This is a genomic window from Acidovorax sp. NB1 (genome assembly GCF_005405905.1).
Taxonomy (GTDB): Bacteria; Pseudomonadota; Gammaproteobacteria; order Burkholderiales; family Burkholderiaceae_C; genus Acidovorax.
In genome coordinates this window covers 140,725-167,012 of record NZ_BJHU01000013.1, presented here as the reverse complement: position 1 = coordinate 167,012, position 26,288 = coordinate 140,725, and the positions used below count along the sequence as shown (strand labels likewise).

The window sequence follows — 26,288 nt, the reverse complement described above, 5'->3', positions numbered from 1 at the left end:
GTTCAACGGGTGGTGATCACGTCCCGGTGCATGGGCGCCAGCAGGGCCAGCAAGCGGTTTTGCTGGGCGAAGGGTATGCCCTGGGCATCCATGGCGCTTTGCAGCACCTCGACCAGGGCGTTGAAATGGCCCTTGTTGATGTCCATGTCGGCATGGGCCGATTTCATGTCAGCGCCTTCATATTTGCAAGGGCCGCCGCTCAGCTGGCAGATCTGGTCGGTCAGGCTCTCCTTGAGGGCGGCGGGTTTCACGTCCTTGAAGTGGCCGCCAATGCGTGGGTCTTTGACAACACGGTTCACGAAGTCGTCCATCAGGCGGGTGATGCCGGGCTTTTCACCCAGCGCCTGGTACAGGCCTGCCGGGGCAGCGGCAGCGGTGGCTGCCGCTTGCGCTGCAGCGGTCTGCGCAAAGGCCGGGGCTGCCAGCAAGCCACTCAGGGCGATGGCAAGGGCGATGAGGGTGCGGGGGTGTGCCATGAAAACTCCTCAGAAAGCGACTTGGGCCGACAGGTAGTAACCCGTCTGGCGGCGGTTGTTGGTGATGCCGGGGACGATGCGGCCCAGGTCCACATAGGCCAGCGTGAGCGACACGTTCTTGCTGGGCGCCCAGGCCACGAAGATGTCCTTCCAGTCGTCTTCGCGCAGCGCAGCGCCCAGGCCTGCCGCAGCGCCCAGCGCCTGCAGGTTGTTGGGCTTGAAGCGGTATTCGGCGCCCACCGCCAGGTTCTTGTTGATCAGGTACGCCACCGAGAACTCGGGCTGCAGGCTGCGGCTGTTCTTGCCAGGTGCGGCCGAGCCAAAGCCCAGCAGGCCGTTCTGGTTGGCGTTGGTGTAGCGCAGCGTGCCATTGACCAGCACGCTTTGCGCCAGCAGCAGCTTGGTGGCGCTCACGTACACATCGGTGCCGCTGGTTTTGGTGCCCAGAAAGTCCAGCACTGACCTGATGGAGCCCGGGTGCACCTGCTTGTGCTCCAGCCCCACCGCAATCTGGGGCATCCAGCTGTCGCTGTTGAGCACCGCGTCGCCCGCCACCTTGAGCTTGATGCCGAGCACATCCATCTTGATGTGCTGGCCGGGTGTCACGCCAAACGGCGCAATGCCGTTGAGCGCGATCGCGGGCGAGGCATCAAAGTCCTGGCGCGCCAGCGACAGCTCCAGGCGGTCGTGCAGGCCCAGGGCCACGCCATAGCCGTTCAGGCTGTAATCCTGGGTCGCAGCACGGGTGGCATAGGCGCTGACACCCACCTCGCCCTCGGTGGCATTGCTGCCAATCACTGCCCAGGGGGTCAGCCCGCCGCCCGCCGATCCGGCGATGGTGCTGACACCACCGGTGAGCAGCAGCTTGCCGGTATCGGCCTGGGCCGCACTGCAGGCCAGTGCAACGCCAGCCAGCACGGCGATGGAAAGGGGACTCTTCATGGGGCGCTCCTCGTGTTTGTAAATAATTGCTACGACAGCGTCATTACGCACACGGGCGACGTCCAGATGTGAATCCAGAGTACCGCAAAGGGTCTTTAGCGCCTGATCAGGGTCCGGCCCCCACGACGGACTGGCCACCGTTCTCGTCAGCCAGCGAAGGCAAGGCGCTGCACGGTCCAGTACAGCGACAGCACCAGCAACGCGACGGAGCCCCCATGCACCACCACCGAGCGGTACCACGCCCTGCGCGCCAGTGCCACCGAGACCGCGCACCACAGGGCGACCACCATCAGTTGGCCCACTTCGACCCCCAGGTTGAACCCCGCCAGGGCCCACAACAGCGAAGCCCCCGCCACGCCCGCTTCAACCAGCACCCCGGAAAAACCCAGCCCGTGCACCAGCCCAAAGCCCAGAGCAAGCCAGCTACTGCGCAGGCCTTGGACGGGAAACAGGTTCAGCAACGCCGAGATGCCGATGCTGATGGCAATGGCGGGCTCCACCCAGTTGCCCGACACGGTGACCCAGCCCAGGCCTGCCAGTGCGAGCGTGATGGAATGGCCCACGGTGAAACAGGTCACCGTGAGCAGGAGCGCCTTGATCCCGGCGAAGCGGTCCCTGGCGCCGGAGGCCGGGGTTTCAGCGATCGGTGTGGTGCCGGACTCCGTGTGCAATGGCAGATCGCGGTGGCGGGGCTGCGGCCGCGCCAGGGAGATGGGCAGCAACAGTGCCAGCAAAAAGGCCAGGTGGTCGTAGCCAGACAGGATGTGGTGCACCCCCTCGGTCACAAAGTGCAGCAGCGTGGCCAACCCGCCGCGTGTGGCGCCGGGCTCTGTTGCGTCCGCACCTTGAGCCCCTTCCGCACCGTCTGCCCCCGCTTGTCCTGCGCGGCTGCCCGCAGAGCGCAGGTCGGTGCCCGAGCGCCCGTCAGGGGCCAGCACGGCTGCCAGCGTCTGGCCGCTCAACGCGCCGCCCACCAGCAGGCGGTGTGTGGGGTCGATGCCCTGCATCAGGCCGTAGCGCAGAGTGACCGCCTGGGCTGGCGCACAGGGCAGCGTGGCAGCCAGCCGCGCGTAACGCCCATCGGTGCGCTGCTCCAACGCTTCAAAGCGCCAGGCAGGCACCGTCGCCGTTCCGTCGCACTGCCACAACATGCCCTGGCCCACCCACTGGACGATGGCGGGCATGGACTGTCGCACCTCGCCCCATGTGAGCTGACGGTCGCCATCGGCATCGAGCTGCTCCAGCGCGGCATCCACATCCTTCAAGGCCACCGACAGCACAAGGCCTATCGATGCGCCCGCCCCTGCAGTGCCCAGGGATGCCGGGGCATCCGCCACCCGCAGATAGGCGTCGCTGGCCTTGTGGGCCCAGGCACTGGGCGCCAGTGCTGCGGCAGCCAACGCGACAGCCACCATGGCCCGCAGGGAACGCCCGTGTGGGCGCAGGAGGCCCGTTAACCAGTGCATGCAGCGCATCATTGGGCTCCCCGGGTCTGCCAGCGCGCCAGGCGCAGGTCTTGCAGTCCTGCTTGCTGCAGGGCCTGCCGCACGGCCTGGTGGGCAGCAGCGTCGCCCGACTGCTCAGAGGTCTGCAGTGCAAGCCACCAGTCGAGTGGCTCTTTTTGCAGGGCAAGGTTGGTGAGGGCCGCCTTCCATGCGGCGGCGGGTTGCCCCTGCAACCACAGCGCCAGCATGGCACGCTCCCGGGCGTGGGCGTCCAGCCCCTCTCCGCGCGCCGCGATGGCGGCAAAACGCGCTTCCAGGTCGCGCACCAGGGGCTGCCACGCGGCGTCCCCCATCAGCCGCAGGGCCTGCGCGCGCCGCAGCAGCACGGAGTCGCTGTCGGGCTGGTGCCTGAGCACCTCCAGTGCGGCGCTCGCACGATTGCGGCGCAACAGCTGGTCGGCATAGGCCAGCGCCGTGTAGCCGTCGGGGGCATCGGCCAGGCTGCGGCGGTAGGCCGCGTCGGCAGCGTCATCGCGCCCTGCGCGCTCTTCGCTCTCGGCCAGCAGCGACCCGATCCAGGCCCGCTGGGCAGCATCCCCCGCAACCTGCTGTCGCAGTGCGGTGAAGCCATTGCGCGCGGCATCGTGCTGGCCTTGCAGTGAACGGGTTTCAAGCAGGCAGGCGGTGGCATACAGCGCAGCACCGTGGCGGGCTACGTTGCGGCAGGCGGCCTCGGCGGCCTGATAGCGCGCGGCCACACGCTCCAGCGTGGCCAGCGTGAGCCAGCCCTGCACCTGTGCGGGGTTGGTTTGCAAGGCGCGCTCCAGCGTGGCGCGCGCTGCTGAAAATTCATGGCGCCCTTGCTCTACGGTGGCCTGCAACACCAGCAGATCGGCCGGGGCATCCGCCTGGCCCCACCAGCGAGCCAGGGCCGCCTGTGCCCGGCCCAGGTAACGCGGGTCCGCCGTCTCGCGTGACAGCGTGATCCAGCGCCGGGCCGTGGTGGCGGCGGCCTGGGGCGTGGCGGGGGCTGCGCTCACACGCTCGGGCAGACGCTCGACCACATCGGCATCGAGGCCGGGTGGCAAGTCCTGCGGCAAGGCCGCCAGGGCCGTGCCCGCCCATAGCACCAGGCACAAGGCCACGCACACACAGTGATGAGGTTTCTTCATGGGCTCGTGACAACAGCGGATATCGAAAGAGACACAATCACCCACGCACGCCCTGGCCACACCCCTTCGGGGCGCAGCCAAGACATCGCGCAAGGGTCAGAGCCGCGAATCGGGCTCTTCAGTCTCGGTAGTGGACAGCACCAGCTGGTCCACCGCCTGAGGTTCGGTGGTGTCCGATGCGCCGCTGGCCACAATGGGCTGCACAAACGCGAACGCGTTCACCATCACGGGGCCCCCATTGCCAGGGTCTGCCGTGTTGTCGCCGCTACCGCCCCCGCCGCAACCGGTGATGGCCAATGCCGCCACCGAAGTAAGGGCCAGGTGCTGAATCCGAAGGTTCTTTTGCATGGTGTGGCTCCTTCGGATCAGAAGTTCTTGGCACCGGGGAGCGGCGGGTTCACATACGGAAACGCCGTACGGTAGTCCGTCGCCTTGGTGCGCGAGCCGTCCACAAACGCTACCCCTCCTGCCGGGGCATCACCCGGCTTGCAGCCCACCTTGAGCGTGTCCGTGGCACCCGTCACCGTGCACAGCGCACCCATGGCCACGCGCAGCGATACGTCCACCACGTCGTCGCCCAAGCGGCGGCCGTTCGGGAAGCCGGCCGCATCCCCTGCCACCACCCCCAGCGAGTTCTGCGCAGCCGCAGCCGTGGCGGCAATGCCCGTGTTCAAGCGCAGCATTTCGGCCAGGGGGCCTCCAGCACCCAGGCCGGTGACGTTGCCGGGGCGATTGACGGTGGGCAGCCCCGTGAGGAAGGCCGTCATCAGGTCGGTACGCGGGAAATTCGTGGGGGCCTTTGCGCCAAACAGCGTCTCGACCAGCGTGGGCAGCGTGGGGTGCGTCACGTAGTCCGCAAAGTTGGCCGCATCATCCTTGGGCTTGGATGCGTTGAACTTGTCCTTGTCCTTGAGGCCAATCACCACCTCGTTGACCAGCGGCATGCCCAGGCGCGAGACCTGCGTCCATGCGCCACCGGCCTTCTCGCTGGTCTGCAGGCCCGAGTCTGGCTTGCCATTGAGCAAGCGGGCCTGGCGCAGGCTGGCAGTGGTCCAGCCGCCAATGACCTTCTCGCCCGATGCCGCCGTGAGGCAATTGGTGGGCACTTCCACCGCGAGCGACGTCACGTTCTTGTTGGCAATCTGGCCCGCGCCGAAGGCCGCAGCATTCGACTCGCTGGTGATGACGGCGGCAGGTGCATTCACCAGATCAAAGATGGTGCCCAACGACACCGGGAACGGGTCCTGCCGCTGGCCCACAAACACCTTGCCGGGGGTGGAGCAGCCGGGGATGTTGATGCCATACACATATTTGCCGGCGTAGGCGTCGTAGGCGGCCGCATTGCCCAGCGATTTTTCACCGATGTAGTCGATGGGCTTGGTAAAGGTGGTGCCCCCACCGGCCATGGTGATCTGCTCGCGCTTGCCGGTACGGCGGTCACCGCGCACGATGAACATCTCGTACTCTTCGCGGTAGGCCAGCGGGTCGCCCGCTGCGCCGCTGATGCCACCGGCGTTGCGCAGCGGAATGGCCACCTTCTTGCGGGCACCGTCAGGGCCGATATCGAGTGTGATGCCGTTGCCACCATTGTTCAGCGTGTTCTTGAAGCGGAACTGAAAGGTGATGTCCTCCGCTGCGTCGCCGTTGTTGTCGATATGGATCTCGTACAGCGCATTCGAGTCCAGGCTGAAGTAGTTGGGGCCGCCATAGGCATCCTGCAGCGGCAGGTAGTTGGCGATCATGGTGACAAAACCCGCTCGACCCGGTTCGTAGCTGTTGAACAGGTAGAAATCACTGCCGTCAACCTTGGGCTGGGTCGTGATGAACGGCGCCTCGCGGTGGCTGGACGCCAGACTGACGCCCGCTGCGCTGGCAGCCAGAACAGCCAGCACGGCCAGACTGATTTTTTTCAATGGCATGGGGATCTCCTCGTAGGTGGATGGTGGGGTGCCAAGCACCCCACCTTGAATACGACGAAGAGAAACCCGTGGATTCAACGGTGGCAACTATTCTTTTCTTTCGCCACCGGTTCTTCCAGACCTGTACGCAACTGCCTGAAACCCGGGTGTCAGGTGGCCTTGCGGATCAGAGCGCCCTTGAACAGCACCGGCCCGGTCGGGCCGGTGGCGCTGGGCACCCCCCCCTTGGGCTCCAGACTGATGGCCAGCGTGGGGACTTCTTTCACATCGCCCTCCTGGGCCACCAGCTTGAGCAGCTTGTCCTGCCCCAGCACACCCAGCGAACGCGGCCCGCCTGCGGGCGGCAGCGCCCACAGCTGCAGGGATTTGTCCGCACTTTCCTGAAAACCGCCCACGCGCTGCAGCACCAGCTGGTTGTTCTTGGGATCGAAGGTGACCAGCATGGACGCAGCCGCCTTGTCGTCCGCCAGCACGGCCACGTACTGGATCTGGGGCGCGGACTGCAGTTGCTGCTGCAGGGCCGCGATCTGCGCGCCCGTGGTGGCGCGCAGGCCGCCGTTGACCTGCACGCCCACCACCACCGCCGCCAGTGTGGCGATGGCCCCAGCAGCGGCGGCACCGCGCCACACCAGCAGGTTGCGCCACCAGCCGCCGGAGGCCGGGGCAGGCGCGGCCTGCCGGGCGGCCAGCATGGCCTGCTCCAGCTGGCCAGCCCGCACCAGGTTGTCAATGCGCGTCCAGACGGCGGGCGACGGCGCCACCTGCGGTTGCAGCTCGGTCAGGCCCGACCAGCGGGTCTGCCACACCAGGGCGGCGGCACGCACGGTGGCGTGCTCGCGCGCCAGGGTTTCAAAGCGGCGGCGGGCGCCACCGCGCAGCGTGCCCAGGGCGTAGCTGGCGGCCAGGCGGTCGAGCAAATCGGGGTGTTGGGTGATGTTCATGGCGACGACCTCAGGCATAGCGCGCCATGCAGGCACGCAGTTGCTCCAGCCCCCGGCGAATCCAGGTCTTGACGGTGCCCAGCGGCAGCTTGAGCTGCTCGGCCAGCTCGCCATGGCTCTGGTCGCGCAGGTAGGCCAGGCTCACCACCTCGCGCTGTTTGCTCTCCAGCTTGCCCAGGCAGTGGTGCAGGGCAAAGGCCTGCTCGCTGGCGTCGGCAGCGTCCATGGGGTTGGGCGAGTCGCCTTCCAGCGTCTGGGCCATGTCATCGTCCAGCTCGTTCATCAGATCGGCCCGGTCGGAGGTGCGCTTGCGCAGGGCATCCAGCGCCCGGCTGCGCACGATAAGCCCCATCCAGGCCATGGGCGGACTCAGCGATGCGCGGTAGCTGCCTGCGCTGCGCCAGATGGTCAAGAACGCCTCCTGCAGCACATCTTCCGCAGCGTCACGGTTGCGGACGATGCGCAGGGCCAGGCCAAAAAGCTGCGACGAGGTGCGCTCGTACAGTCTCTTCAGCGCGGAATCGTCCTGCGCGGCAATACGATCTAGGAGGTCCATCAGTTCACTGTCTGGGTGGAGGGTGCTCATGCGCCCATTCTCTGGGATTGGTCGGTTCGGCAGTGCCTGCAGGGCATTGCTGTAGGTGAATACGCCACAGCGGGCACTTTGGATGTAGTGGGGGCACAAACAGCGTCTCGGCAGCAGAGTCACGTGTCGCCGGATTTTCCCCACCCGGACAGGGCCGAATGAATCCAGATGGATGGAGAGGCCGTATTGCAAGGGTTCGCCTGCTCGCGCCCAAGGCGCTTTCCACCCGTCGCTCCCCGCCATGCCCCTGCCTCGCCCAGTGCCCCTTGTTCATTGTGTAGCCGTGGCAGCCGCCCTGCTATGGACGGCCCACAGCCCCGCTGCCGCCCAGTCGGTAGAACGTGGTGCCGCGCTGTATGCCGCGCACTGCAGTAGCTGCCACAGCGCCGACCAGCACGGAGACGGCCCGGCTCACCGGGGCGTGCTGGGGCGCCGCGCGGGGGCGCTGAAGGACTTTGACTATTCGCCCGCGCTGAGCGCAAGCAAGATTCTGTGGACGCGGGACACGCTCAAGGCCTGGCTGCGCGACCCCGAGGCGCTGATCCCCGGCCAAGCCATGGACTACCAGCTCGACAAAGCGCGCGACCGTGAGGACGTGGTGGCCTATCTGGCCACCCTCAAACGCCTGCCGTCACCGGAGGCAGCCGCCCGGTAACGCCTCCCGGCTCAGGCGACGGGAAACGTACCCGGCAGCAGGATGGAGCGGTCCACGTTGTTGATGTTGGTGTGGCCACAAAACGCCATGGTGATGTCCAGCTCCTTCTGGATGATCTGCAGCGCGCGGGTCACGCCCGCCTCGCCAAAGGCGCCCAGGCCGTACAGGAAGCTGCGCCCGATCAGCGTGCCCTGTGCACCCAGCGCACGGGCCTTGAGCACGTCCTGCCCGCTGCGGATGCCGCCGTCCATCCAGACCTCGATGTCCTTGCCTGCCGCTGCGGCAATGCCTGGCAGCGCGGCAATGGAGGATGGCGCGCCATCGAGCTGGCGGCCGCCGTGGTTGCTGACGATAAGCGCGTCCGCGCCGCTGTTCACGGCCAGGCGCGCGTCTTCGGCGTCCATGATTCCTTTGAGGATCAGCTTGCCGCCCCAGCGTTTCTTGATCCACTCCACATCGCCCCAGTTGAGCTGCGGGTCGAACTGCTCGGCCGTCCACGACGACAGCGAAGACAAATCGCCCACGCCCTTGGCGTGGCCCACGATGTTGCCGAAGCTGCGGCGCTTTGTGCCCAGCATGCCCAGGCACCAGCGCGGCTTGGTGGCCAGGTTGATGAGGTTGGCAATGGTGGGCTTGGGCGGGGCCGACAGGCCGTTCTTGATGTCCTTGTGGCGCTGGCCCAGGATCTGCAGATCGAGCGTGAGCTGCAGCGCCGAGCAGTTGGCGGCCTTGGCGCGGTCGATCAGGCGCTCGATGAAGTCGCGGTCGCGCATCACATACACCTGGAACCAGAACGGGTGGCGGCCCGTGTGTTCGGCAATGTCTTCGATGGAGCAGATGCTCATGGTCGAGAGCGTGAACGGGATGCCGAAGGCCTTGGCCGCCTTGGCGCCCAGGATCTCGCCATCGGCATGCTGCATGCCGGTGAGCCCCGTGGGCGCAATCGCCACGGGCATGGCCACGTCCTGGCCCACCATGGTGGTGCGGGTGGTGCGGCCTTCCATGTTGACGGCCACGCGCTGGCGCAGCTTGATGCGCTGGAAGTCGCTTTCGTTGGCGCGGTAGGTGCCCTCGGTGTACGAGCCTGAATCGGCGTAGTCATAGAACATGCGCGGCACGCGGCGCTGGGCGATGGCACGCAGGTCTTCGATGCAGGTGATTTTGGACAGGTCAGGCACGCAGGCTCTCCAGGGTGGGGAATGCGCCAGATGGTAGGCGCAGGCGCCGGGGGCAGCCATCAAAATTATTTCGACGGGCTGCAACAAATTTTCAGCGCAGCCTCTGTGCGTGGCGCGCGGACGGCTGCTTTTCAAGAAAAAAGTGCCTTCTCCGCGCAATGGACATGCGGTAATAGCTACAAATTTAGTAGCAAACCATGCACCCAGCCCCCGCCGCTCACCCTTCGGCCCCCACCACCACGTCGGGCAACACCACCTCGGGTTCCACGTCAGCCCCCCGGTACAGCATGAAGCGCATGCGGCCACCGCGCTTGGCGGCGTACATGGCGCTGTCGGCGTGGCGCGAGAGTGCGTCGAAGGTGTCGCCATGCTGCGGGAACAGCGCGATGCCGCCGCTGAGCCCCACGCGCATGGGCTCGCCCGCCAGCTCGAAGGGCGCGTCGCACGACGCCAGGATCTTGCGCGCCACACTGCGCGCGGGCTCGGCGCCCTCCAGGCCGGGCAACAGCACCACAAATTCGTCGCCGCCCTGGCGGCACACGGTGTCAGACGCACGCACGGCCGCCTTCAGGCGCTGGGCAAACTGCACCAGCAGCACATCGCCCACGTCGTGGCCCAGGCGGTCGTTGACTTCCTTGAAGCCATCCAGGTCCAGGTACATCACGGCCAGCGACTTGCCGTCGCGCCGGGCCTGGGCAATGGCCAGCTGGGCGCGGTCGTGCAACAGCACGCGGTTGGGCAGGTCGGTGAGTGCGTCGTACTGCGCCAGGTGCGCCATGCGCTCGGCCATGGCCACGGCCTCGGTCACGTCGCGCAGCACGGCCACCGCACCTTTGACGGCGCCATGGCGGTCGGTGATGGGGCTGGCGGTTTCCTCCACCTGAAAGCGCTGGCCGCTGCGGCGGTGCACCACGATGCCCCGCACGGCCTCCATCACAGAGCCTTGCTGGATGGCGGTGCGCAACGGGCTGGGCAGCAGCGCATCGTTGTCCGGGCTGCGCAGGCACACCACCTCATCGACGTTGTGGCCTGCGGCATCAAAGGCCTGCCAGCCCGTGAGCCGCTCGGCCGCCGGGTTGAGGTAAGTGACAGCGCCCCGGGCGTCCGAGCAGACCACGGCATCGCCAATGGACTGCAGCGTGAGGCGCACGCGCTCCTTTTCGTCAAACAGCTCGTCCTCCATGCGCTTTCGGTCGGAGATGTCGGTGGTCTGCACAAAAATGCCGCGCACGGCGCCCGCCTCGGTGTCGGGCACATACGAGACGATGATGTGGCGCGACACGCCATGCACGTCGAGCAAGGTGCTCTCGAACAGCTGCGGCTCGCCCTGCAGCGCGCGCTCCAGAAACGGCTTGTTCATCGCAAAACGCTCGGGGCCCACCAGCTCGCTGAAGTGCATGCCCCGCAGCCGCTCAGGCTGGATGCCAAACCACTCGAAGTGGGACTTGTTGGCAAAGCGGTTGAGCAGTTGCGCGTCCCAGTAGCCGATCATCGACGGCATGTTGTTGAGGATGGTGCGCACATCGTGCTCGGCCTCGCTGAGCCGGGCCGCCACCTTCTGGCGCAGGGTCAGCTCGCGCACGAACAAAAGGGCCAGCCCCAGGCAGGCAGCCATCAGCAATAGCGCAAAGCCACCCAACCACAGGGAGCTGCGGTACCACTTGCCCAGGATGGTGTCGGTGGCCTGGGCCACGTTGATGATGAGCGGGAACTCGCCAACCTGCCGGAAGGCATACAGGCGCTCGACCCCATCGAGCGCCGCCGTGCCCACAAAAGCGCCATTGCCCTCTTTCTGAAAGCGCAGCATGTTGGGCGACCCGGCAATCGTCTTGCCCACATCCATGTCACCGTAGGGGAAGCGCGAGATCACCACGCCATCGCTGCGGAACAGATTCACGCCGCTGTTGGAGCCCATGTCCAGCGCACCAAAGAGTTCGTTGAAGTAACTCAGGCGCACGGCCCCCACCACCACGCCCGCAAAGCTGCCATCGGCATGGAAATACGCCCGCGACAAGGGCAGGATATTGAGCCCTGTGATGCGCGAAGGCACGGGCTTGCCGATGTACAGGCCCTGGTGCCCGTCTTTCTTGAACGCCAGGAAGTAGTCCCGATCGGCGAGGTTGGCCTTGCGCGGCACGAGCGAGCCGGAATCCAGGATGATGTTGCCCTGGGCATCTAGCACCAGCACATCCCCCGCGCCTCGGGCGCGCAGCGAGTTGTCGAACACCACCCGCGCGCGCAGCTCGGCGGGCAGCGCCCACACCTCGGGGCGGCCTACCTCACGGGCCACGCCCTCCAGGGACTTGTCGAACGAATCCAGCACCCAGCCCAGGCCCTGCTCCAGGGTCTGCACCAGGTTGGCATTGGTCTGCGCAGCGTAGTTCCATTCGTCCTGGCGGATGGTCCAGATCGAGCGCGCAAACAGCGCACCGATCCCCAAAGAGACCAACACAGCAAGCCAGATCAGGCGATGCGAAAAGAACTGGCGCAAAAACGGCATAGAAATAATTTGTAACCATTTTAGGCGACCCGTATCGGGGCGCTGAATGGGGAAATCACACCGTATTCCTCGGCTTTGGGCGCGTCAAGGCGTTGCCGCACGGGTTAGGGATGTCCCTGTGCCTGCCACCACGCCCGCTCCGCGCACCTCGATGCGGATCTCGTCCAGCACCTGCCCTCGGGCATCGGTGATCTGCACCACATGCCGCCCCGGCCAGGGCAGCCAGGCCACACGCGGGCCCCGGCCCAGGGGCTTGCCATCCATGCGCCAGAGCAGCCCGTCGCCCGTGGCCGTGAACTGCAGGCGCTGGCGCGCGGGGGGAATGTCCGGGTCCAGCGCAATGATGGTGCCGGGAGCGGGCGCGGTGATGCGGGCCGGACTGCCGGGTGCCTCGGCCGCCTGGGCAAGCTCTTTTTTGAAGCTTTTTGGGCCTTCTGCGCGCGATGGATATGGCTTATCAGCTACTGAATCAATAGCAAACAAGGGCTGCTGCGTGCCCTGCACAAACCACTCTTCGCGCGCGGCCTCCAGCGGCAGGCGGAGGTCGGGCGCACGGCCCAGCATGCCATCTGCCACGGGCCCTGGACCAAACCGCACCTTCGCCTGCAGCAGCCCCTGCGCCGGCCTGGGTGCACGGCTGGGCTCGCGCGCGTGCAAAAAGCCCATCACCGCCGCCCAGATGGGCGCGGCGCCGCTGGTGCCGCTCACGTCGTGCATGGCCGCGCCGCTGGCGTTGCCCACCCACACGCCCACGGTGTAGCGCTCGGACCAGCCCACGGCCCAGTTGTCGCGCATGTCCTTGCTGGTGCCGGTCTTCACTGCCGTCCAGAAGCGCGTGGCGAGCACGCTGTCGGTGCCGAAGGTGCGGGCGCGAGCGTTCACATCCGAGAGGATGTCGCCCACGATGAAGGCCGCGCGCGGGTCCATCCCTTGGGTGAACGCGGGTGGGCGGCCCGTGGCAGGCCAGGCCAGGGCCACCGGGCTCAGCCGCCCCCCATTAGCCAGTGTGCGAAAGGCGTTGGTCAGATGCAAGAGCGGCACCTCGGGACTGCCCAGCGCCAGGCTGTAGCCGAAGTAATCACCACTCTCGCGCAGCGGCAGGCCCACGGCACCGAGCTGGCGGTGGAACGCATCGGGCGTGACCATGACCAGCGTGCGCACCGCCGGCACGTTGAGCGACGCCGCCAGCGCCGTGCGCACCGACACCCAGCCCTTGAACTGCCGGTCGTAGTTCTGCGGGATGTAGAGCCCGCCCGCCGTGGCGATGTGCGCGGGCGAGTCATCCACCAGCGACGCGGCCGTGAGGCGCCGCTCTGCAATCGCCTGCCCATACAGAAACGGCTTGAGCGTAGAGCCCGGCTGGCGCAGCGCCAGCACGCCGTCCACCTCGCTCGCCTGGCTGAGCTGGCCCGACGAGCCCACCCAGGCCAGCACCGCGCCCGTGGCGTTGTCGAGCACCAGCACCGCGCCGTCTTCCACATTGCGCCCGCGCAGCTCGCGCAGGTGCTGCTGCAGGGTCTGCACGGCAAAGCGCTGCAGCGGTGCGCGCAGCGTGCTCTGCACACGCTCGGGCACCACGCTGTCCTTGCCAAAGCGCTGGCGCAGCAGGTGGCGCGCAAAGTGCGGGGCCACACCTTCGCTCGCGTCAAACGCGCGGCGCTGCAGCGCGGCGGTGGTGAACAGGTCGAGCGCATCGCAGGCGATGCGGGCCCCACCGCTACCACCGCTACCACCGCTACCACTACCGCCGACGCCACTCCGCTGCATATCGCGCAACACCCCACACGCCCGCTGCGCGACCAGCGCAGGCCGGGCATTGGGCGCGCGCACCAGCGAGGCAGCCACGGCCGCCTCGCGGTCGTCCAGGCCATGGGCAGCCTTGCCAAACAGCGTGCGGCTCAGCGCGTCGATGCCCACCAGCTCGCTGCGAAACGGCACGAGGTTGAGGTAGGCCTCCAGGATCTGGTCCTTGCGCCAGCGCCGGTCCAGCACCTGGGCGGCCACCGTCTGCCCCAGTTTTTGCACCACGGTGCGCCCGCCCGGCCTCTGGCGCAGGAAATCGGAGTCCGGGCCGTCGAGCAAACCCGCCAGCTGCATGGTGATGGTGCTGGCGCCGCGTGTGCGCTGGTTCCAGAGGTTGCCCCAGGCGGCGGCCGATGCGGCGCGCCAGTCCACCCCGCTGTGTTCAAAAAAGCGCTTGTCCTCGCTCAGCACCAGCGCCTGGCGCAGCGCGGGCGAGATGTCGGCCAGCGGCACCCACCGCCCGCGCCGCACCGTGGGGTCGGTGCGAAGGCGCTGCACCACCTCGCCTTCGCGCGAGAGCAGCACGGTGTCGGAGGGTTTGAAATCAGCCCGCACCTCGTCAAAAGTGGGTATTGCGCGCGCTGGGCTTGCCGCAAAAGCTATCAAAAACGCAGCAAACAACGCCAACGGGCTAGGGGCATGCTGCCGCCACCAGCGCCCCACCCGCGCGGCCAGGCCGATGTCAGCGACCATGGCGGCCTCGGCGCACCCAGGCCCAGAGCACGGCCCCGGCGGCGCCCAGCAGCGGCGAGAGCACCATCCAGGCCATGGTCTCGGCAGCGTGGGACTGGCGGGGCAAATCCAGTACTCGCGCCCAGGCCAGCACCACCCCGGCCCCGCAGCCCAGCGCCACAGCCCAGCGGCCCGCGCGCAGCCCAGGCACCCACCACACCAGCAGCAGGCACACCCCCACCACCGCCGCCTGGGCGTACACCACGGCCAGCACCTCCTGCCCATGAGCGTGGGCGGCCAGGGGGGTGCCAGCCAGCACCGCGCACCACCCGGGGCGCAAGGGAGATCGCCACCGTTCAATCATCGGGATGCTCCCGGTCAAACCGGGTTTCTGCCTCGCTCAGGTGGCGCAGCAGCACATGCGACATCAGGTTGACGCCAATGCCACCAAACACCACAGGCAGCACATACAGCGCGATGCTGAGTTCGGAGAGGAACACCGCGTCGTCCGCCAGCGACGGCGTTGTCTTGGCCAGCGACGCGAGCGACTGCAGCAGGTACACGTCCACCCCCGCAATCAGCACCAGCGCCACGCCAAAGCCCAACACCGCCATGCGCGAGATGGACCGGGTGGCCAACAGCAGCGCATAGATGCCCACGGGCAGCACCACCGAAAACACCACCAGCAGCCAGAACCGCAGCTCGACAAATACGCTGAGGCTCATGGCCGTGATGGAGCGGGTTGGGGTGGCTGAAGATGCATGTGGTGCAACAGCGAATTACTTCGCCGCTTCGACCTTCACCCGCGCGTTGGGAAACTCGCCAAACATCTCGGGCGCGTACATCGCCTCGACACGGCTCGGGGGCAGCGCGAAGTCGCCCACGTTGTTCAGGCGCACGGTGTATTCCATCTTGACAGTGCCCTTGGGCAGGTACTCGTAGTAGCTGCGGAAGGACTCGAAGCTGCGCTCCTCAAACGCGGGCCAGCCGGGGCCGGTGCGCGCCTTTTCGCCCTGCGTGGCGATGGCGGAGTCGCGGCCCAGGCCGCTGCCCAGGATGGTGGCGCCGCCCGGGACGGGGTCGGTGATGGCCACCCAGGTCATGTCGGCGCTGGCGTTGACTTCCAGCGTCACGCGCAGCACGTCGCCGCGCGTGTACTGGCCTGCTGGCAGCGACTTGTTGGCCTGCTCCACGGGCGTGATGGTCTTGGTGATGGCATAACCTGCCGCAAACGGCGCCTTGAGCTGGATGGCGGCCACCGACTGCAGTGTGAGCCAGGGCTTGCCGGGGCCCTGGTGCGCGACAGCCAGCTGCTCCTTACCACCGGTTTTGCCAGCAGCGGATGTCCAAGGCAGGAACATGCCGTTGTTCTTGAGGTTGCCCGGCGATGCAGGGGCGCCGAACCAGGTGCCCTGGTGGGGCGCGCCGGTCAGGTCGCTGGTCTTCACACGCTCGACCTTGCTCCAGTCCACGCTGGCGGTGTTGCCACCCATGCTGGCCTTGGTGGTGCCGGAGACTGGCACCGCCTCGAACTTGGCACTGAATTTTTCCAGCGCCAGCCCACCCCACAGGTTGGCCGTGGTGGTGTGCCAGGCGCCCGCCTTCTGGCGGCCGATGAAGCCATTGGCCAGGCGGCCCATGTCGTCCTTCCAGCTGGGGTCGTCCATCACGGCCAGCATCAGGCGCGCGGTGTTCACATCGCCGTTTTGCATCAGCCACCACCAATAGTCGTCCTGCTCGGTGCTGAAGATGAGCTTGGTGCCCTGGAACGACAGGCGTGCACGCAGCACCTGCATGGCTTCGGCCAGGCGCTGGTCGCGCTGCGGCACATCGGCCACGCGCTTCAAGACATTCACCCAGTCGATCACCGCGTGCGTGGGCCACTGGTTGGGCGCCACGGTGATGCTGCTCACCATGCGGCCCTGGGCCTTGCCGTAGCGCGACAGCGCCTCGATGGCGGCGAGCTTACGCATGTCCAGGTCCTTGCGCGGGCTCCAGAAGCTGCGCTCGATGCGGCCTTCGATGAAGGCGATCAGACCGCGCTCCATGGGGGCGCGCACATCGTCGGGCAGCGCAAAGGCGGGGTTGATGGCGGCGGCCTCGTGCGTGGCGGCCAGCACGTAGGCGGTGAGCGTGTCGCTGCCCCGGTTGGCATCGCCATCGCGCGGCGGGAAGTAGTTGGCCAGGCCGTCGCTGTCAAGGTAGTTGGGCAGCTGCGCCACCACCGTCTGCCACAACGCACCATCGCGCAGGCCCACGGCCTTGCTGGTCTTTTGCTCCAGGCAGGCAAACGGGTAGCGGGCCCACCAGTCGCGTACGCCGGGCAGCCCTTCGGCCAGCTTGGGCTGCAGCGCCAGCTTGAGGCCGCCCCGTCCGGGCAAAGCATCAGCAGGCGGGTTCACGTCCAGATTGAAGCTGCCATCCACCTGCACCAGCGTGGCCTGCTGCACCGTGAGCGGCACGGCCGGGATGAGCTTCTGGCTGGCCTTGAGCGCGTCGCGCGCGCCGCTGACAGTGTCCTTGGCCTCGATCTCCCACAGGATGGCCTGGGTGCGGGTCTGCGCGAGCTGGGCGGGTGCGGTCACGTTCCACGACACCTCGCGCGCCTCTCCGGCCGGGATGTCGATGGTCTGCGGCTTCAGCTCCAGCAGCGTGGCGCGGGGGGCCACCTCCACCTTCATCGCCGCCTTGGTGGTATTGCGCAGCGTGATCTGGGCGCGGAACTGGTCGTCCTCGCGCACCAGGGGCGGCAGGCCGCTGATGATCTGCAAATCCTGCGTGGCGCGGATGCTGGTGCTGCCGGTGCCAAACAGGCCGGTGGACGCATCGGCCACGGCCACGATCTTGAAGGTGGTCAGCGCATCGTTGAGCGGCACCGTCACCTTGGCCTGGCCATTGGCGTCGAGCTTGAGCGCGGGCTCCCACAGCAACAACGTGTCGAGTAGCTCGCGCGTCTGCGCCTTGCCACCGCCACCACCGGCGGGCACGGCCTTCTTGCCATAGTGGCGGCGCCCGATGATTTCCATCTGCGCGGTCGATGTCTCCACCCCCCAGCTGCGGCGCTGGAGCATGGCTTCGAGCAGGTTCCAGCTGTTGTTGGGCATCAGCTCCAGCAGCGCCTGGTCCACGGCGGCCACAGCCACTTCGGCATTAGCGGCGGGCTTGCCACCCGGCAGGGTCGCCGTGATGGTGACCTGCGCCTTGCCGCGCACGGCATAGCTTTCCTTGTCGGCCTGCACCTTCACGTCAATCTGGTGGGCCTGCGTGCCCACGCGAATCTCGGCCAGGCCCAGGCGGTACGCGGGCTTGGAGAGGTCCACCAGCGCCGTGGGCGCCTGGTATTCACGGCCTTCGTACCAGAATGAGGTCCACCACTCACGCGGCGACTTGAAGCCCCAGGTGAAGAAGCTGTACCAAGGCACCTCGCGCAGGCGGCCGCGCAGGGCCAGCACGCTCACGTACACGTTGGGCCCCCACTCGGGCTGGATCTTGAGGCTCACCGTGGGGTCCTGCCCGTTGAGCTGCACCACCTGCGTGTCGATGATGCCTTCGCGCTCCACCGCCACCAGGGCCGTGGCAAAGCGGAAGGGCATGCGCACCTGGAACTTGGCGGTCTCGCCGGGCTGGTAGCTCTTCTTCTCGGGCAGCAGGTCGATGCGGTCGTGGTCTTCGCCGCCAAACCACAGCTCGCCCTGGCGCGTGACCCACACCGACGATGCGGCCACGCTGGTGTTGCCGTCCTTGTCGGTGGCCGTCACCACCAGTTCCACCTCGCCCGCCTCGTCGAGTTTGGACTCGCACAGCAGCAGGCCGCGCGAATCACTCTTGCCGCTGCACAGCGTGCCCAGGTCCTTGGTTTCGGTCTGGTTGTCGTAGCTGTAGAAGCCGCCCACCATGCGCTTGCGCGTGGTGGTGGTGATGCGCGCAATCGCCTGCACCTGCAGCGCGACGTCAGGCGCGGGCTTGCCGGTGTGCTGCAGCGCCAGCGCCTGGAAGCGGATCTTCTGGCGGGCCGACACCCAGCCCTCGGTCTTGATGCCTGCCACCACACCGGCGGGCCACAGGGTTTGTGTGCTGCGCAGGGTCTGCACCTCGCCGTTGGGGTCGGCGTAGGTGGCTTCCATCACCAGCTCCTGCGGCTGGCGCGCCTGGGGCACGTTGTCAATGGTGACCTTGCCCGCGCCGTCCTTGTTGAGCGTGAGCGGCAGCTTGTCGGCAATCACGCGCGCATCCTGGCTGGCCGTGGCCTCCTCGTCATCGCTGTTGGCGTTGGACTGGTCGCGCTTGCGCGGGGGGGTGAAGCTGAACGCCTCGTAGTCGCTGAAGTTCAGCGACTTGCCGCGCACCATGGCCGACACGCGCACCGGCAGGTTGGCCGCGCCGCCACCGGCCACGTAGTTGATCTGCACATCGGTGGGCACGGAGCGCACGCGCACCAGCGCCTTCTTGTCGGCAGGCGCGATGCGGCCTTCCAGCACCGGCAGGCGGAACTCCTCGACCCGGAACTCGCCCGAGCTGAAGCTGCGTTCGTTGTCCGCATCGTTACGCAGCTCCACCTGGTAAACGCCCAGCTTGGCCGCAGGCGGAATGGCAAAACTGCTTTGCGCACTGAGGCCGCCGGTGGCGGTGTCGCGCCAGGCCAGCGGTTGGGTGAACTGCTGGCCGCTGCCCAGGTGGGTGATCACCAGGGTCTCGGGCCGCTCCTTGGGCAGGCCAAAGCCCTTGCGGGTTTCGGTGCGCAGCACATGTTTCATCGACACGGTTTCGCCTGCGCGCAGCAGGGTGCGGTCGAAAATGGTGTGGGCCCGCTCGGTAGGGCGCGGGCCGGTGTGCGTGGGCACGTTGAAGCGCCAGGGCTCGATGCCACGCTGCCAGTCGCTCCAGGTGAAGGCCATGTCTTCCACGCCGTCTGCCCCCTTGGAGCGTGCGCTCACGAAATAGGCCTGGGTCCAGTCATCGCCGCTGCAGGTGGGTGCCTCGGGCGACAGCCCCTCGATCCGGGCCACACCCTGGGCGTCGGTGGTGGCGGTGCCCACCTCGTTGCCCCGGCAGTCGGACACGCGCACCTTGGCGCCCTGCACGGGCTGGCCCTTGTCCAGCGTGGTCACCCAGGCCAGCGCGTTCTCGCGGCCCAGCTTGAAATGCACGCCCAGGTTGGTCACCAGGGCCGAGGTGCGCACGTACATCGTGCGGCCTTCGCCATGGCGGTCGTCCAGCAGCGAGGCGCCGAGTTTTTGCGATGCGATCTCCACCACATGAAAGCCGGGCGAGAGCGGAATGCCCACCACCTCGAATGGGCGCGGGTCGTTGCTCGATGGTTTGGGCAGGTCCAGCGTCTTCACGCCACCCTTGCCCGCCAGCAGCGACAGCATGCGTGTCTGCACATGGCTGCGGTCGTCGTCCAGCACCTTGGGCAGCGGGCCGGTCACGTCCTGGCGGGCCTGCTTGCGGTCCACCACGTAGTTGTCATAGCGCTTGACCTTGCGGAACCACGCAATGATCTCGGCATCGGTGCCGGGCTGGAGCGTGCTGACCTTGCCTGCCGGTGCCGCTGCACCGGGCGTGCCCGGCTGCAGGCCCTGCACGCGCAGGGCGGCCTCCACATTGCGCAGGGTCACCGGCAGCAGCGCGGGCGGGTTGTCTGATGCGGGGCCTTCGGCAAAACGCTCGACGATGCCAAACGGCGCCGCTGCAAATTTGGCCAGGGGCGGCATGCCGCCGGTGGACACCTTGAGCGGGAAGTTGTCTGCATTGCGCAGCGGGCGGCCCGAGGCGTCCTTGAAATCCTTGGGCAGCTCCAGCGTGAAGGCCGTGTTCTCGGCCAGGGGCGCGGCAAACTGCACGCTGTTGACCAGCGCATCGCCCTTCTGGCTTTCGATGCCGCCATCGGTCTGGGGCTTGAGGGTTTCCTTGGCCGACTTGAGGCGGATGGCCGTGGCCAGGCTGCGCGGCACCGGCGTGTTGAAGGACAGCTGCAGGGGCCGGATGGGCAGACAGGCGGCCTGCGCGTTCTCGCGCTCGCAGCTGAACTCGGCCGAGAACGGCTCGCGCACCTTGAAGTCAAAGCGCTTTTCTACCGTGTTGGGCACCCCGCTGGGCGTGACCACCCCCTTGCCAAACACGATCTGCATGCGCGAGCCCGAGGTGAAGCGCCGGTTGCAGGCCAGGGTGGCGTACTGCAGCGGATCCTGCTGCGCGCTTTTCTCCAGGCCCAGCGCCTTGAGGATTTCGGCGCGTTGCGCACCCTCGATCAAGCGCACGGGAATGCGCTCGCCCACTCCCTCGGCAGTGCACCACACATGCTCCTGCACGCTGGCCACGGTGGCAGGGCCGTTGAGCTGCAGCACGAAGAACTGTTCTTCGTCGATCTGTTCGTAGGGGTTGGGGCGGATGACCTGCACAAACGGGCCACCGCTATTGAATTGATAGCTTTTTGTGCCCGTCAGCTCAGCGCCAAGGGCCGATTTGAACCCCATCTTGACGGTGGCCGTGCAGCGCACGCCGGGCGGCAGGTCGCGCTCGAAGTCAAACACCCATTCCCGCTCGCCCGTCCAGCGGCCCGTGCCTTTGGCGGCGTTGGCGTCGCTGCAGCTCAGGCTCAGGGGCGCGGGAGCCTTGGGGTCGCCAAAATTGACCGCAGCGGCATCGAACTTGGCCACCACCTGGCGCACACGCGCCACCTCGCCCTGCGGCGAGAAGCTGCTGATCTGCAGGGCCTGCGCCCCCCAGGCCACCAGCGACAGGCTGACCGCCAGCATCCATTGTTTCTTGTTCATTTTTCCCCTCCGAAGGAACTGGGAGCCTGTCGGGCTGCCCAGGGCAGGCGTCCCCAGTGCCCCCGCGCGGGGAAGGGGATTGGCGCGACCTGCGAGCGTAACAAAACGGCACCTGGGCCAACGCAGCGTTGCAAGCGCTTACGTATAGGGGCTGCAATGCAGTCTGCCGGGGTAGCCATCGGGCTTTTCCCCCGATGGACAGGCCCGCCCAAAGTGCGCACACTGGCAAAAACCTGTTCCAAGCTGCTGCGTTGCGCGGCCCTCCCCCTGCCTAGCGCGCGGCCCACGCCAATCCCACTGCAAGGAGATGCCATGAACCGCGTGCATTACGACAGCCACCAGCTGGATGAACTGGTGCTGCAGATGATGGAGACCGAACAGGTCGGCGAGCGGGTGTACCGCGCCGCCCTTGCCTGCGCCCACCACCCCGCCCTGAAGAAAGAATGGCAGGGCTACCTGAGGGACAGCCAGGCGCACCAGGGTGTGGTGCGCCGCATGTGCGACGCACTGGGCCTGGACCCGCAGGCCCCCACGGCCGCGCGGGCCGTGGTCCGGCAACTGGGCGACGCCTGGGTGCAAGCCATCGAGACCGCTCAGCGCACCAGCGACCCGGACACCGCCCAGCGCGTGGCCTGCGAATGTGTGCTGCACGCCGAAACCAAGGACCACGCCAACTGGGAGCTGCTGGGCCGGGTGGCCCGGGTGGCCGTGGGCGACGTGGGTCAGACGCTGAAGGCCGCCCACAAGGCCGTGGAGAAAAACGAGGAGCACCACCTGCAGCACATCCAGGGCTGGCACCGCGAACTGGCCATCCAGGCGCTGGGCCTGCCCGCCGTGCTGCCACCACCCGAAACGGGCAAGAAGATGGGCCTAGGCGGCGCGCCCCGCAGCGAACCCCAGGTGGCCCTGCACTGACGAACCAAGGGGGGTGCCAGCGCACACCCCTGCCGGTCAGCCCGGCTGCGCCGTGGCACCGCCCGCCGGTGCATCGGCCAGCGTGGCCTGGCCCTTGCCGCCATGTTTGCTGGCGTAGAGCGCGCGGTCCGCACGGTCCATCAGCGCGGACAGGGACTCCACCGCCGGGCCCTGGAACAGCGCCACACCGATGCTGGCCCCCGTGAGCACATGCTGGCCGTTGTCGAGCCCGATGGGCGCCACCAGCGCCGCCAGCACTTTGTGCGCCTGCTCCATGGCGGCCTCGGGCGAGGCCACGGCGTTGAGCACCAGCGCAAATTCATCGCCCCCCAGGCGGGCCGCCGTGTCGCTGGCGCGCGCCAGCCCCGTCAGGCGCTGCGCCACACGCACCAGCACCTGGTCGCCACTGCCATGGCCCAGGCTGTCGTTGACGGCCTTGAAGCCATCCAGGTCCACCAGCAGCAGCGCACCGGCGCGGTGGTCGCGGTAGGCCGCCAGCACGGCTTGCGACAGGCGGTCTTCAAACAGGCGCCGGTTGGGCAGCCCCGTGAGGCGGTCGTGGCTGGCCAGGGCCAGCACCTGCTGGTGCGCCCGCACCAGCCGCGCACTCAGCAGACCCAGCACCAGCGCAAAGGCATAGGCCAGCATCACCACCAATGCGGGCGCACGGCCTGCGGCGCCCCAGCCGCCCGTGGGCACAGCCCCCAGAATCCAGCTGCCGCCACCGGGCAGCGGCACATCGAGCGTGGCCGGGGCTTCGTCAAACAGCTGGGGGCGACCCACAAATACTGCGCCCTGCGCGCCCATGGCGTCCAGGCCCCGCGCCGCCACCTGAAAGCCCATCTGCTCGGAGTTGAGCCCCACGTCGGCAAACAGGGTGTCGGCATTGACCGTGAGCGACACGATGCCCCAGTACTGCGGCCCGCCCACGGGCGGCCGCTCGGGCGGGTGGGCCAGAAACACGGGCGTGCGGCTGATGATGCCCAGCCCCCCTTGCACCAGGGGGATGGGGCCCGCCACCACCGTGCGGCGGGACTGGATGGCCCGCTCCACGGCGCCGCGCTGCTGTGGATTGTCCAGGTAGCGCAGGCCGATGGCGCGCTCGTTGCCCACGCGCGGATACACGTCGGCGATCACGTTGTCGGGCGCCAGCGCCAGGTTGCGGATGTTGCGCTGGTGCTCCAGCAGGCGGCCGACCACGGTGGCAAAGATGTCGGGCGCCATGCTGCCCTGCGCGGCAATGAAGGCAGCCACCGTTTCAGGCACCGACAAGGTGCTTTGCAGCTGCCGGTCCAGCCGATCGCGGATCTGCAGCAGGTGGCTTTGCGCCTGGGCCGCAATCTCGGCCCGGGCCTTGGTGTGCGAAATGTCGATGACCACCCAGGCCAGCAGCGCGGCCAGCGCGCCGCTGCACACCCCCACCACCAGGGGCAGGTACCGATGCTGGATCCAGTTGGAAGGAAGGCGGCTGGTGGGCATGGGAAAAGAAGGAGTGCAAAAAAATGCGACCCCTCGCACACCGGAACTGCGCCCGGAGCGCGGAGGCCGGGCACAGCATAAGCGAACGCAGCCTGCGCGCGGCAGGCCCGCCCGCATCTTGGGCGCCAGCCCCGGCCTGCCTGGGCCGGCTTACTGCGCCACGAAGCCGCTGGTCTTGATGATGCGCGCCCAGGCCTCGGTGTAGGCCTTCTCGCGCGCGGCCAGTTGCTGGGGCGACATATGGCCCACCGTGAGGCCCATGGCCGTGAGGTGGTCGCGCACATCGGGCTGGGCCACGACCTTGGCCAGCGCGCTCGAGAAGTCGGTGATGAACTTCTGCGGCGTGCCGGTGGGGGCGTAGATGCCGTAGTACGGCAGGTCTTCAAAGCCCTTGAGGCCCATCTCATCGAACGTGGGCACGTCGGGCATCGCAGCCTGGCGCTTGGTGCCCAGCACGCCCACCACGCGCACCTTGCCCGCCTTGTGGTTTTCCATGAAATCCTGCACCGAGGCCACGCCCGCGCTGATCTGGTTGCCCAGCATGTCAGCCATCATGGGGGCGCTGCCCCGGTAGGGTGCGGACACCAGGTCCAGCTGGTACTTCTGCCCGATCAGCTTGACCAGGAACTCCGGCGTGGAGGCCGGTGCAGGAATGCCCACCGCCCCCTTGCCACCGCCCGATGCCTTGAGCCAGCCCACGTATTCGGTGAACGACTTGGCGGGGGTGCCACCCGAGACGGCAAACGCGTTCACAAAGGTGGCAAAACCGCCCACGGCCACAAAGTCGCGCGCGGGGTCGAAGCCGGGGTTCTTGACCACCTGGGGCAGGATGGAGATGGTGTGGTCGTGCGTGAGGAACAGCGTGGTGCCGTCTGGCGCCGAGGCCTTGAGCGCCTGCGCGGCAATCTGGCCGCCCGCACCGGGGCGGTTTTCGACCACCACGGGCTGGCCCAGCTCATCCTTGAGCTTTTCGGCCAGCGTGCGCGCAATGGCATCGGTGCCGCCGCCGGGTGGAAAACCCACCAGCAGGCGGATGGGTTTGGCCGATTGGGCCGATGCCAGGCCCACAGCCAGTGCGGCGCCCACAAAGGCACCGGTGCGCACCAGGCGGGACAGCAGTTTGCGGCGGGAGGTTGTTGTCATGGCAGAACTCAGGTTGATTCAACAAAAAAGGGGGCTGTGGAGATCGCCCGTGCACCAAGCACGACCCGGGCCAGCGGCCACCGCACTGCGGTGGCGGAATCCCCCTTCCCGCATTGCGCAGCAGTTCGGGAGGGAGGAAGGCGCACAGCGCCTCAGGGGGCCGTCCTTACTTTTCCAGGCGCGCGCGGTGGCGGGCGACTTGGATACGCACCTGGGCGGGCGCGGTGCCGCCCAGCGTATTGCGCGCATTGAGCGAGCCGCGCAGGCTCAGCACCTCGTACACGTCCTTCTCGATCTGGGGGTGGAAGCCCTGCAGCACCGTGAGCGGCAGCTCCGAGAGGTCGCAGTTGTGCGAGGTGGCGGCCTTCACTGCGTGCGCCACCGTCTCGTGCGCGTCACGGAACGGCAGGCCCTTCTTCACCAGGTAGTCGGCCAGGTCGGTGGCGGTGGCGTAGCCCTTGAGTGCGGCCTGCTCCATGGCCTGCGGATTGACGGTGATGCCGCCCTCCTTCTTACCGGTGGCAGGGTTCAGCTGGCCGCCGACCATCTCGGCAAAGATGCGCAGCGTGTCCTTGAGCGTGTCCACGGTGTCGAACAGCGGCTCCTTGTCTTCCTGGTTGTCCTTGTTGTAGGCCAGGGGCTGGCCCTTCATCAGCGTGATCAGGCCCATGAGGTGGCCGACCACGCGGCCGGTCTTGCCGCGCGCGAGTTCGGGCACGTCGGGGTTCTTCTTCTGCGGCATGATCGACGAGCCGGTGGTAAAGCGGTCGGCAATCTTGATGAAGCCGAAGTTCTGGCTCATCCAGATAATGAGTTCTTCACTCAGGCGGCTCACGTGCACCATGCACAGGCTGGCGGCGGCGGTGAATTCGATGGCGAAGTCGCGGTCGCTCACGGCGTCCAGGCTGTTCTGACACACGCCGTCCATCCCGAGGGTTTTGGCGACGCGCTCGCGATCCAGCGGGTAGGTGGTGCCCGCCAGTGCGGCGCTGCCCAGCGGCAGCACGTTGGTGCGGCGGCGCACGTCGGCCATGCGCTCGGCATCGCGGTTGAACATTTCCACATAGGCGAGCATGTGGTGGCCGAAGCTCACGGGCTGGGCCACCTGCAGGTGGGTGAAGCCGGGCAGGATCACCTCGACGTTCTGCTCGGCTACATCCACCAGCGAGACTTGCAGTTCTTTCAGCAGGTCGCCGATCAGGTCGATCTCGCCGCGCAGCCACAGGCGCACGTCGGTGGCCACCTGGTCGTTGCGGCTGCGGCCGGTGTGCAGGCGCTTGCCGGCGTCGCCCACCAGCTGGGTCAGGCGCGCCTCGATGTTCAGATGCACGTCTTCAAGGTCCAGCTTCCATTCAAAGGCGCCGGACTCGATTTCGGCGGTGATCTGTGCCATGCCTTTTTGGATGGAGGCGTGGTCGGCGGCAGAGATCACGCCCTGAGCCGCCAGCATCTCGGCGTGCGCCAGGCTGCCAGCGATGTCGGCCTGCCACAGGCGCTTGTCGAAGAACACGCTGGAGGTGTAGCGCTTGACCAGATCGCTCATGGGCTCGGAAAACAGCGCCGACCAGGCCTGGGCCTTGGTGTCGAGCTGGTTGTGGGACGGCGCAGAGTCAGCGCTGGTGGCTTGGGCTTTGGACATAAGGAGGGCAATAATCCGGAAGTTCAGACACCCGGACAACCCGGGCG

At 67.5% G+C, this 26,288-nt stretch carries 19 protein-coding genes; 2 read left to right on the top strand and 17 right to left on the bottom strand.

The genetic code is table 11. From position 1 onward, the window contains the following. Positions 1–2: 2 nt before the first annotated feature. The 8 genes from AvAM_RS05480 to AvAM_RS05445 all read right to left on the bottom strand — a co-directional run bounded on the left by AvAM_RS05480 (position 3) and on the right by AvAM_RS05445 (position 7,481). Entirely contained in the window at positions 3–476 is a 474-nt protein-coding gene (locus AvAM_RS05480; RefSeq protein WP_137746138.1) for a group 1 truncated hemoglobin, read from the bottom strand. Between the two features lie 9 nt (positions 477–485). Beyond that, on the bottom strand, positions 486–1,418 hold the full coding sequence (locus AvAM_RS05475) for a DUF3034 family protein (RefSeq protein WP_137746137.1): 933 nt from the start codon (positions 1,416–1,418) through the stop codon (positions 486–488). Between the two features lie 146 nt (positions 1,419–1,564). Then, positions 1,565–2,884, bottom strand: a complete 1,320-nt coding sequence (locus AvAM_RS05470) for a HupE/UreJ family protein (RefSeq protein WP_212742257.1) — start codon at positions 2,882–2,884, stop codon at positions 1,565–1,567. An 8-nt stretch (positions 2,885–2,892) separates the two neighbouring features. Further along, the gene (locus tag AvAM_RS05465) at positions 2,893–4,035 is read right to left on the bottom strand and encodes a hypothetical protein (RefSeq protein ID WP_137746135.1); all 1,143 of its coding nucleotides are present in this window, start codon (positions 4,033–4,035) and stop codon (positions 2,893–2,895) included. A gap of 96 nt (positions 4,036–4,131) precedes the next feature. Beyond that, the gene (locus AvAM_RS05460; protein ID WP_137746134.1) at positions 4,132–4,383 is read right to left on the bottom strand and encodes a hypothetical protein; all 252 of its coding nucleotides are present in this window, start codon (positions 4,381–4,383) and stop codon (positions 4,132–4,134) included. Positions 4,384–4,400: 17 nt separating this feature from the next. Next, positions 4,401–5,954 carry a DUF4331 domain-containing protein gene (locus tag AvAM_RS05455; protein ID WP_137746133.1) on the bottom strand — a complete coding sequence of 518 codons (1,554 nt, stop codon included), beginning with the start codon at positions 5,952–5,954 and terminating at the stop codon, positions 4,401–4,403. Between the two features lie 149 nt (positions 5,955–6,103). After that, positions 6,104–6,895 (bottom strand): anti-sigma factor domain-containing protein, encoded by a 792-nt coding sequence (locus AvAM_RS05450; protein WP_137746132.1) that lies wholly within the window; start codon positions 6,893–6,895, stop codon positions 6,104–6,106. Between the two features lie 10 nt (positions 6,896–6,905). Continuing rightward, positions 6,906–7,481: an RNA polymerase sigma factor gene (locus AvAM_RS05445; RefSeq protein ID WP_137746131.1), complete on the bottom strand. Its 576-nt coding sequence runs from the start codon at positions 7,479–7,481 to the stop codon at positions 6,906–6,908. Positions 7,482–7,764: 283 nt separating this feature from the next. Between AvAM_RS05445 and AvAM_RS05440 the strand changes: the two genes are divergently transcribed. Then, a complete protein-coding gene (locus tag AvAM_RS05440) occupies positions 7,765–8,136 on the top strand; it encodes a cytochrome c family protein (RefSeq protein ID WP_249367954.1) in 372 nt (123 codons plus the stop codon). Positions 8,137–8,147: 11 nt separating this feature from the next. Here AvAM_RS05440 and AvAM_RS05435 read toward each other — a convergent pair whose 3' ends face one another. The 6 genes from AvAM_RS05435 to AvAM_RS05410 all read right to left on the bottom strand — a co-directional run bounded on the left by AvAM_RS05435 (position 8,148) and on the right by AvAM_RS05410 (position 21,065). After that, positions 8,148–9,314 carry an alpha-hydroxy acid oxidase gene (locus AvAM_RS05435; protein ID WP_137746129.1) on the bottom strand — a complete coding sequence of 389 codons (1,167 nt, stop codon included), beginning with the start codon at positions 9,312–9,314 and terminating at the stop codon, positions 8,148–8,150. 217 nt (positions 9,315–9,531) lie between these two features. Further along, positions 9,532–11,814 (bottom strand): diguanylate cyclase domain-containing protein, encoded by a 2,283-nt coding sequence (locus AvAM_RS05430; RefSeq protein WP_137746128.1) that lies wholly within the window; start codon positions 11,812–11,814, stop codon positions 9,532–9,534. An 84-nt stretch (positions 11,815–11,898) separates the two neighbouring features. Then, positions 11,899–14,310, bottom strand: coding sequence for a penicillin-binding protein 1C (gene pbpC, locus AvAM_RS05425; RefSeq protein WP_137746127.1), 2,412 nt, complete (start codon positions 14,308–14,310; stop codon positions 11,899–11,901). Continuing rightward, positions 14,300–14,653 (bottom strand): hypothetical protein, encoded by a 354-nt coding sequence (locus AvAM_RS05420; RefSeq protein WP_137746126.1) that lies wholly within the window; start codon positions 14,651–14,653, stop codon positions 14,300–14,302. Before AvAM_RS05420 ends, pbpC begins: the two co-directional genes overlap by 11 nt. Continuing rightward, positions 14,646–15,014, bottom strand: a complete 369-nt coding sequence (locus tag AvAM_RS05415; protein WP_137746125.1) for a hypothetical protein — start codon at positions 15,012–15,014, stop codon at positions 14,646–14,648. The genes AvAM_RS05420 and AvAM_RS05415 overlap by 8 nt, the downstream gene beginning before the upstream one ends. Positions 15,015–15,068: 54 nt before the next feature. After that, positions 15,069–21,065 carry an alpha-2-macroglobulin gene (locus AvAM_RS05410; RefSeq protein WP_137746124.1) on the bottom strand — a complete coding sequence of 1,999 codons (5,997 nt, stop codon included), beginning with the start codon at positions 21,063–21,065 and terminating at the stop codon, positions 15,069–15,071. 312 nt (positions 21,066–21,377) lie between these two features. Between AvAM_RS05410 and AvAM_RS05405 the strand changes: the two genes are divergently transcribed. Then, complete coding sequence (locus AvAM_RS05405; RefSeq protein WP_137746123.1) at positions 21,378–21,980, top strand: hypothetical protein; 603 nt, start codon at positions 21,378–21,380, stop codon at positions 21,978–21,980. A 36-nt stretch (positions 21,981–22,016) separates the two neighbouring features. Here AvAM_RS05405 and AvAM_RS05400 read toward each other — a convergent pair whose 3' ends face one another. The 3 genes from AvAM_RS05400 to argH form a co-directional block, all read right to left on the bottom strand. Continuing rightward, the gene (locus tag AvAM_RS05400; RefSeq protein WP_137746122.1) at positions 22,017–23,459 is read right to left on the bottom strand and encodes a diguanylate cyclase domain-containing protein; all 1,443 of its coding nucleotides are present in this window, start codon (positions 23,457–23,459) and stop codon (positions 22,017–22,019) included. A gap of 150 nt (positions 23,460–23,609) precedes the next feature. After that, positions 23,610–24,602, bottom strand: a complete 993-nt coding sequence (locus tag AvAM_RS05395) for a Bug family tripartite tricarboxylate transporter substrate binding protein (protein WP_137746121.1) — start codon at positions 24,600–24,602, stop codon at positions 23,610–23,612. Positions 24,603–24,768: 166 nt separating this feature from the next. Further along, entirely contained in the window at positions 24,769–26,241 is a 1,473-nt protein-coding gene (argH, locus tag AvAM_RS05390; protein ID WP_137746120.1) for an argininosuccinate lyase, read from the bottom strand. Positions 26,242–26,288 lie beyond the last annotated feature (47 nt).

Excerpts from the sequence above, each read along its gene's own strand:
- AvAM_RS05480 (WP_137746138.1), bottom strand. The coding sequence starts at position 476 with ATGGCACACCCCCGCACCCTCATCGCCCTTGCCATCGCCCTGAGTGGC.
- AvAM_RS05475 (WP_137746137.1), bottom strand. The coding sequence starts at position 1,418 with ATGAAGAGTCCCCTTTCCATCGCCGTGCTGGCTGGCGTTGCACTGGCC.
- AvAM_RS05470 (WP_212742257.1), bottom strand. The coding sequence starts at position 2,884 with ATGCACTGGTTAACGGGCCTCCTGCGCCCACACGGGCGTTCCCTGCGG.
- AvAM_RS05465 (WP_137746135.1), bottom strand. The coding sequence starts at position 4,035 with ATGAAGAAACCTCATCACTGTGTGTGCGTGGCCTTGTGCCTGGTGCTA.
- AvAM_RS05460 (WP_137746134.1), bottom strand. The coding sequence starts at position 4,383 with ATGCAAAAGAACCTTCGGATTCAGCACCTGGCCCTTACTTCGGTGGCG.
- AvAM_RS05455 (WP_137746133.1), bottom strand. The coding sequence starts at position 5,954 with ATGCCATTGAAAAAAATCAGTCTGGCCGTGCTGGCTGTTCTGGCTGCC.
- AvAM_RS05450 (WP_137746132.1), bottom strand. The coding sequence starts at position 6,895 with ATGAACATCACCCAACACCCCGATTTGCTCGACCGCCTGGCCGCCAGC.
- AvAM_RS05445 (WP_137746131.1), bottom strand. The coding sequence starts at position 7,481 with ATGAGCACCCTCCACCCAGACAGTGAACTGATGGACCTCCTAGATCGT.
- AvAM_RS05430 (WP_137746128.1), bottom strand. The coding sequence starts at position 11,814 with ATGCCGTTTTTGCGCCAGTTCTTTTCGCATCGCCTGATCTGGCTTGCT.
- pbpC (WP_137746127.1), bottom strand. The coding sequence starts at position 14,310 with ATGGTCGCTGACATCGGCCTGGCCGCGCGGGTGGGGCGCTGGTGGCGG.
- AvAM_RS05420 (WP_137746126.1), bottom strand. The coding sequence starts at position 14,653 with ATGATTGAACGGTGGCGATCTCCCTTGCGCCCCGGGTGGTGCGCGGTG.
- AvAM_RS05415 (WP_137746125.1), bottom strand. The coding sequence starts at position 15,014 with ATGAGCCTCAGCGTATTTGTCGAGCTGCGGTTCTGGCTGCTGGTGGTG.
- AvAM_RS05410 (WP_137746124.1), bottom strand. The coding sequence starts at position 21,065 with ATGAACAAGAAACAATGGATGCTGGCGGTCAGCCTGTCGCTGGTGGCC.
- AvAM_RS05405 (WP_137746123.1), top strand. The coding sequence starts at position 21,378 with ATGAACCGCGTGCATTACGACAGCCACCAGCTGGATGAACTGGTGCTG.
- AvAM_RS05400 (WP_137746122.1), bottom strand. The coding sequence starts at position 23,459 with ATGCCCACCAGCCGCCTTCCTTCCAACTGGATCCAGCATCGGTACCTG.
- AvAM_RS05395 (WP_137746121.1), bottom strand. The coding sequence starts at position 24,602 with ATGACAACAACCTCCCGCCGCAAACTGCTGTCCCGCCTGGTGCGCACC.
- argH (WP_137746120.1), bottom strand. The coding sequence starts at position 26,241 with ATGTCCAAAGCCCAAGCCACCAGCGCTGACTCTGCGCCGTCCCACAAC.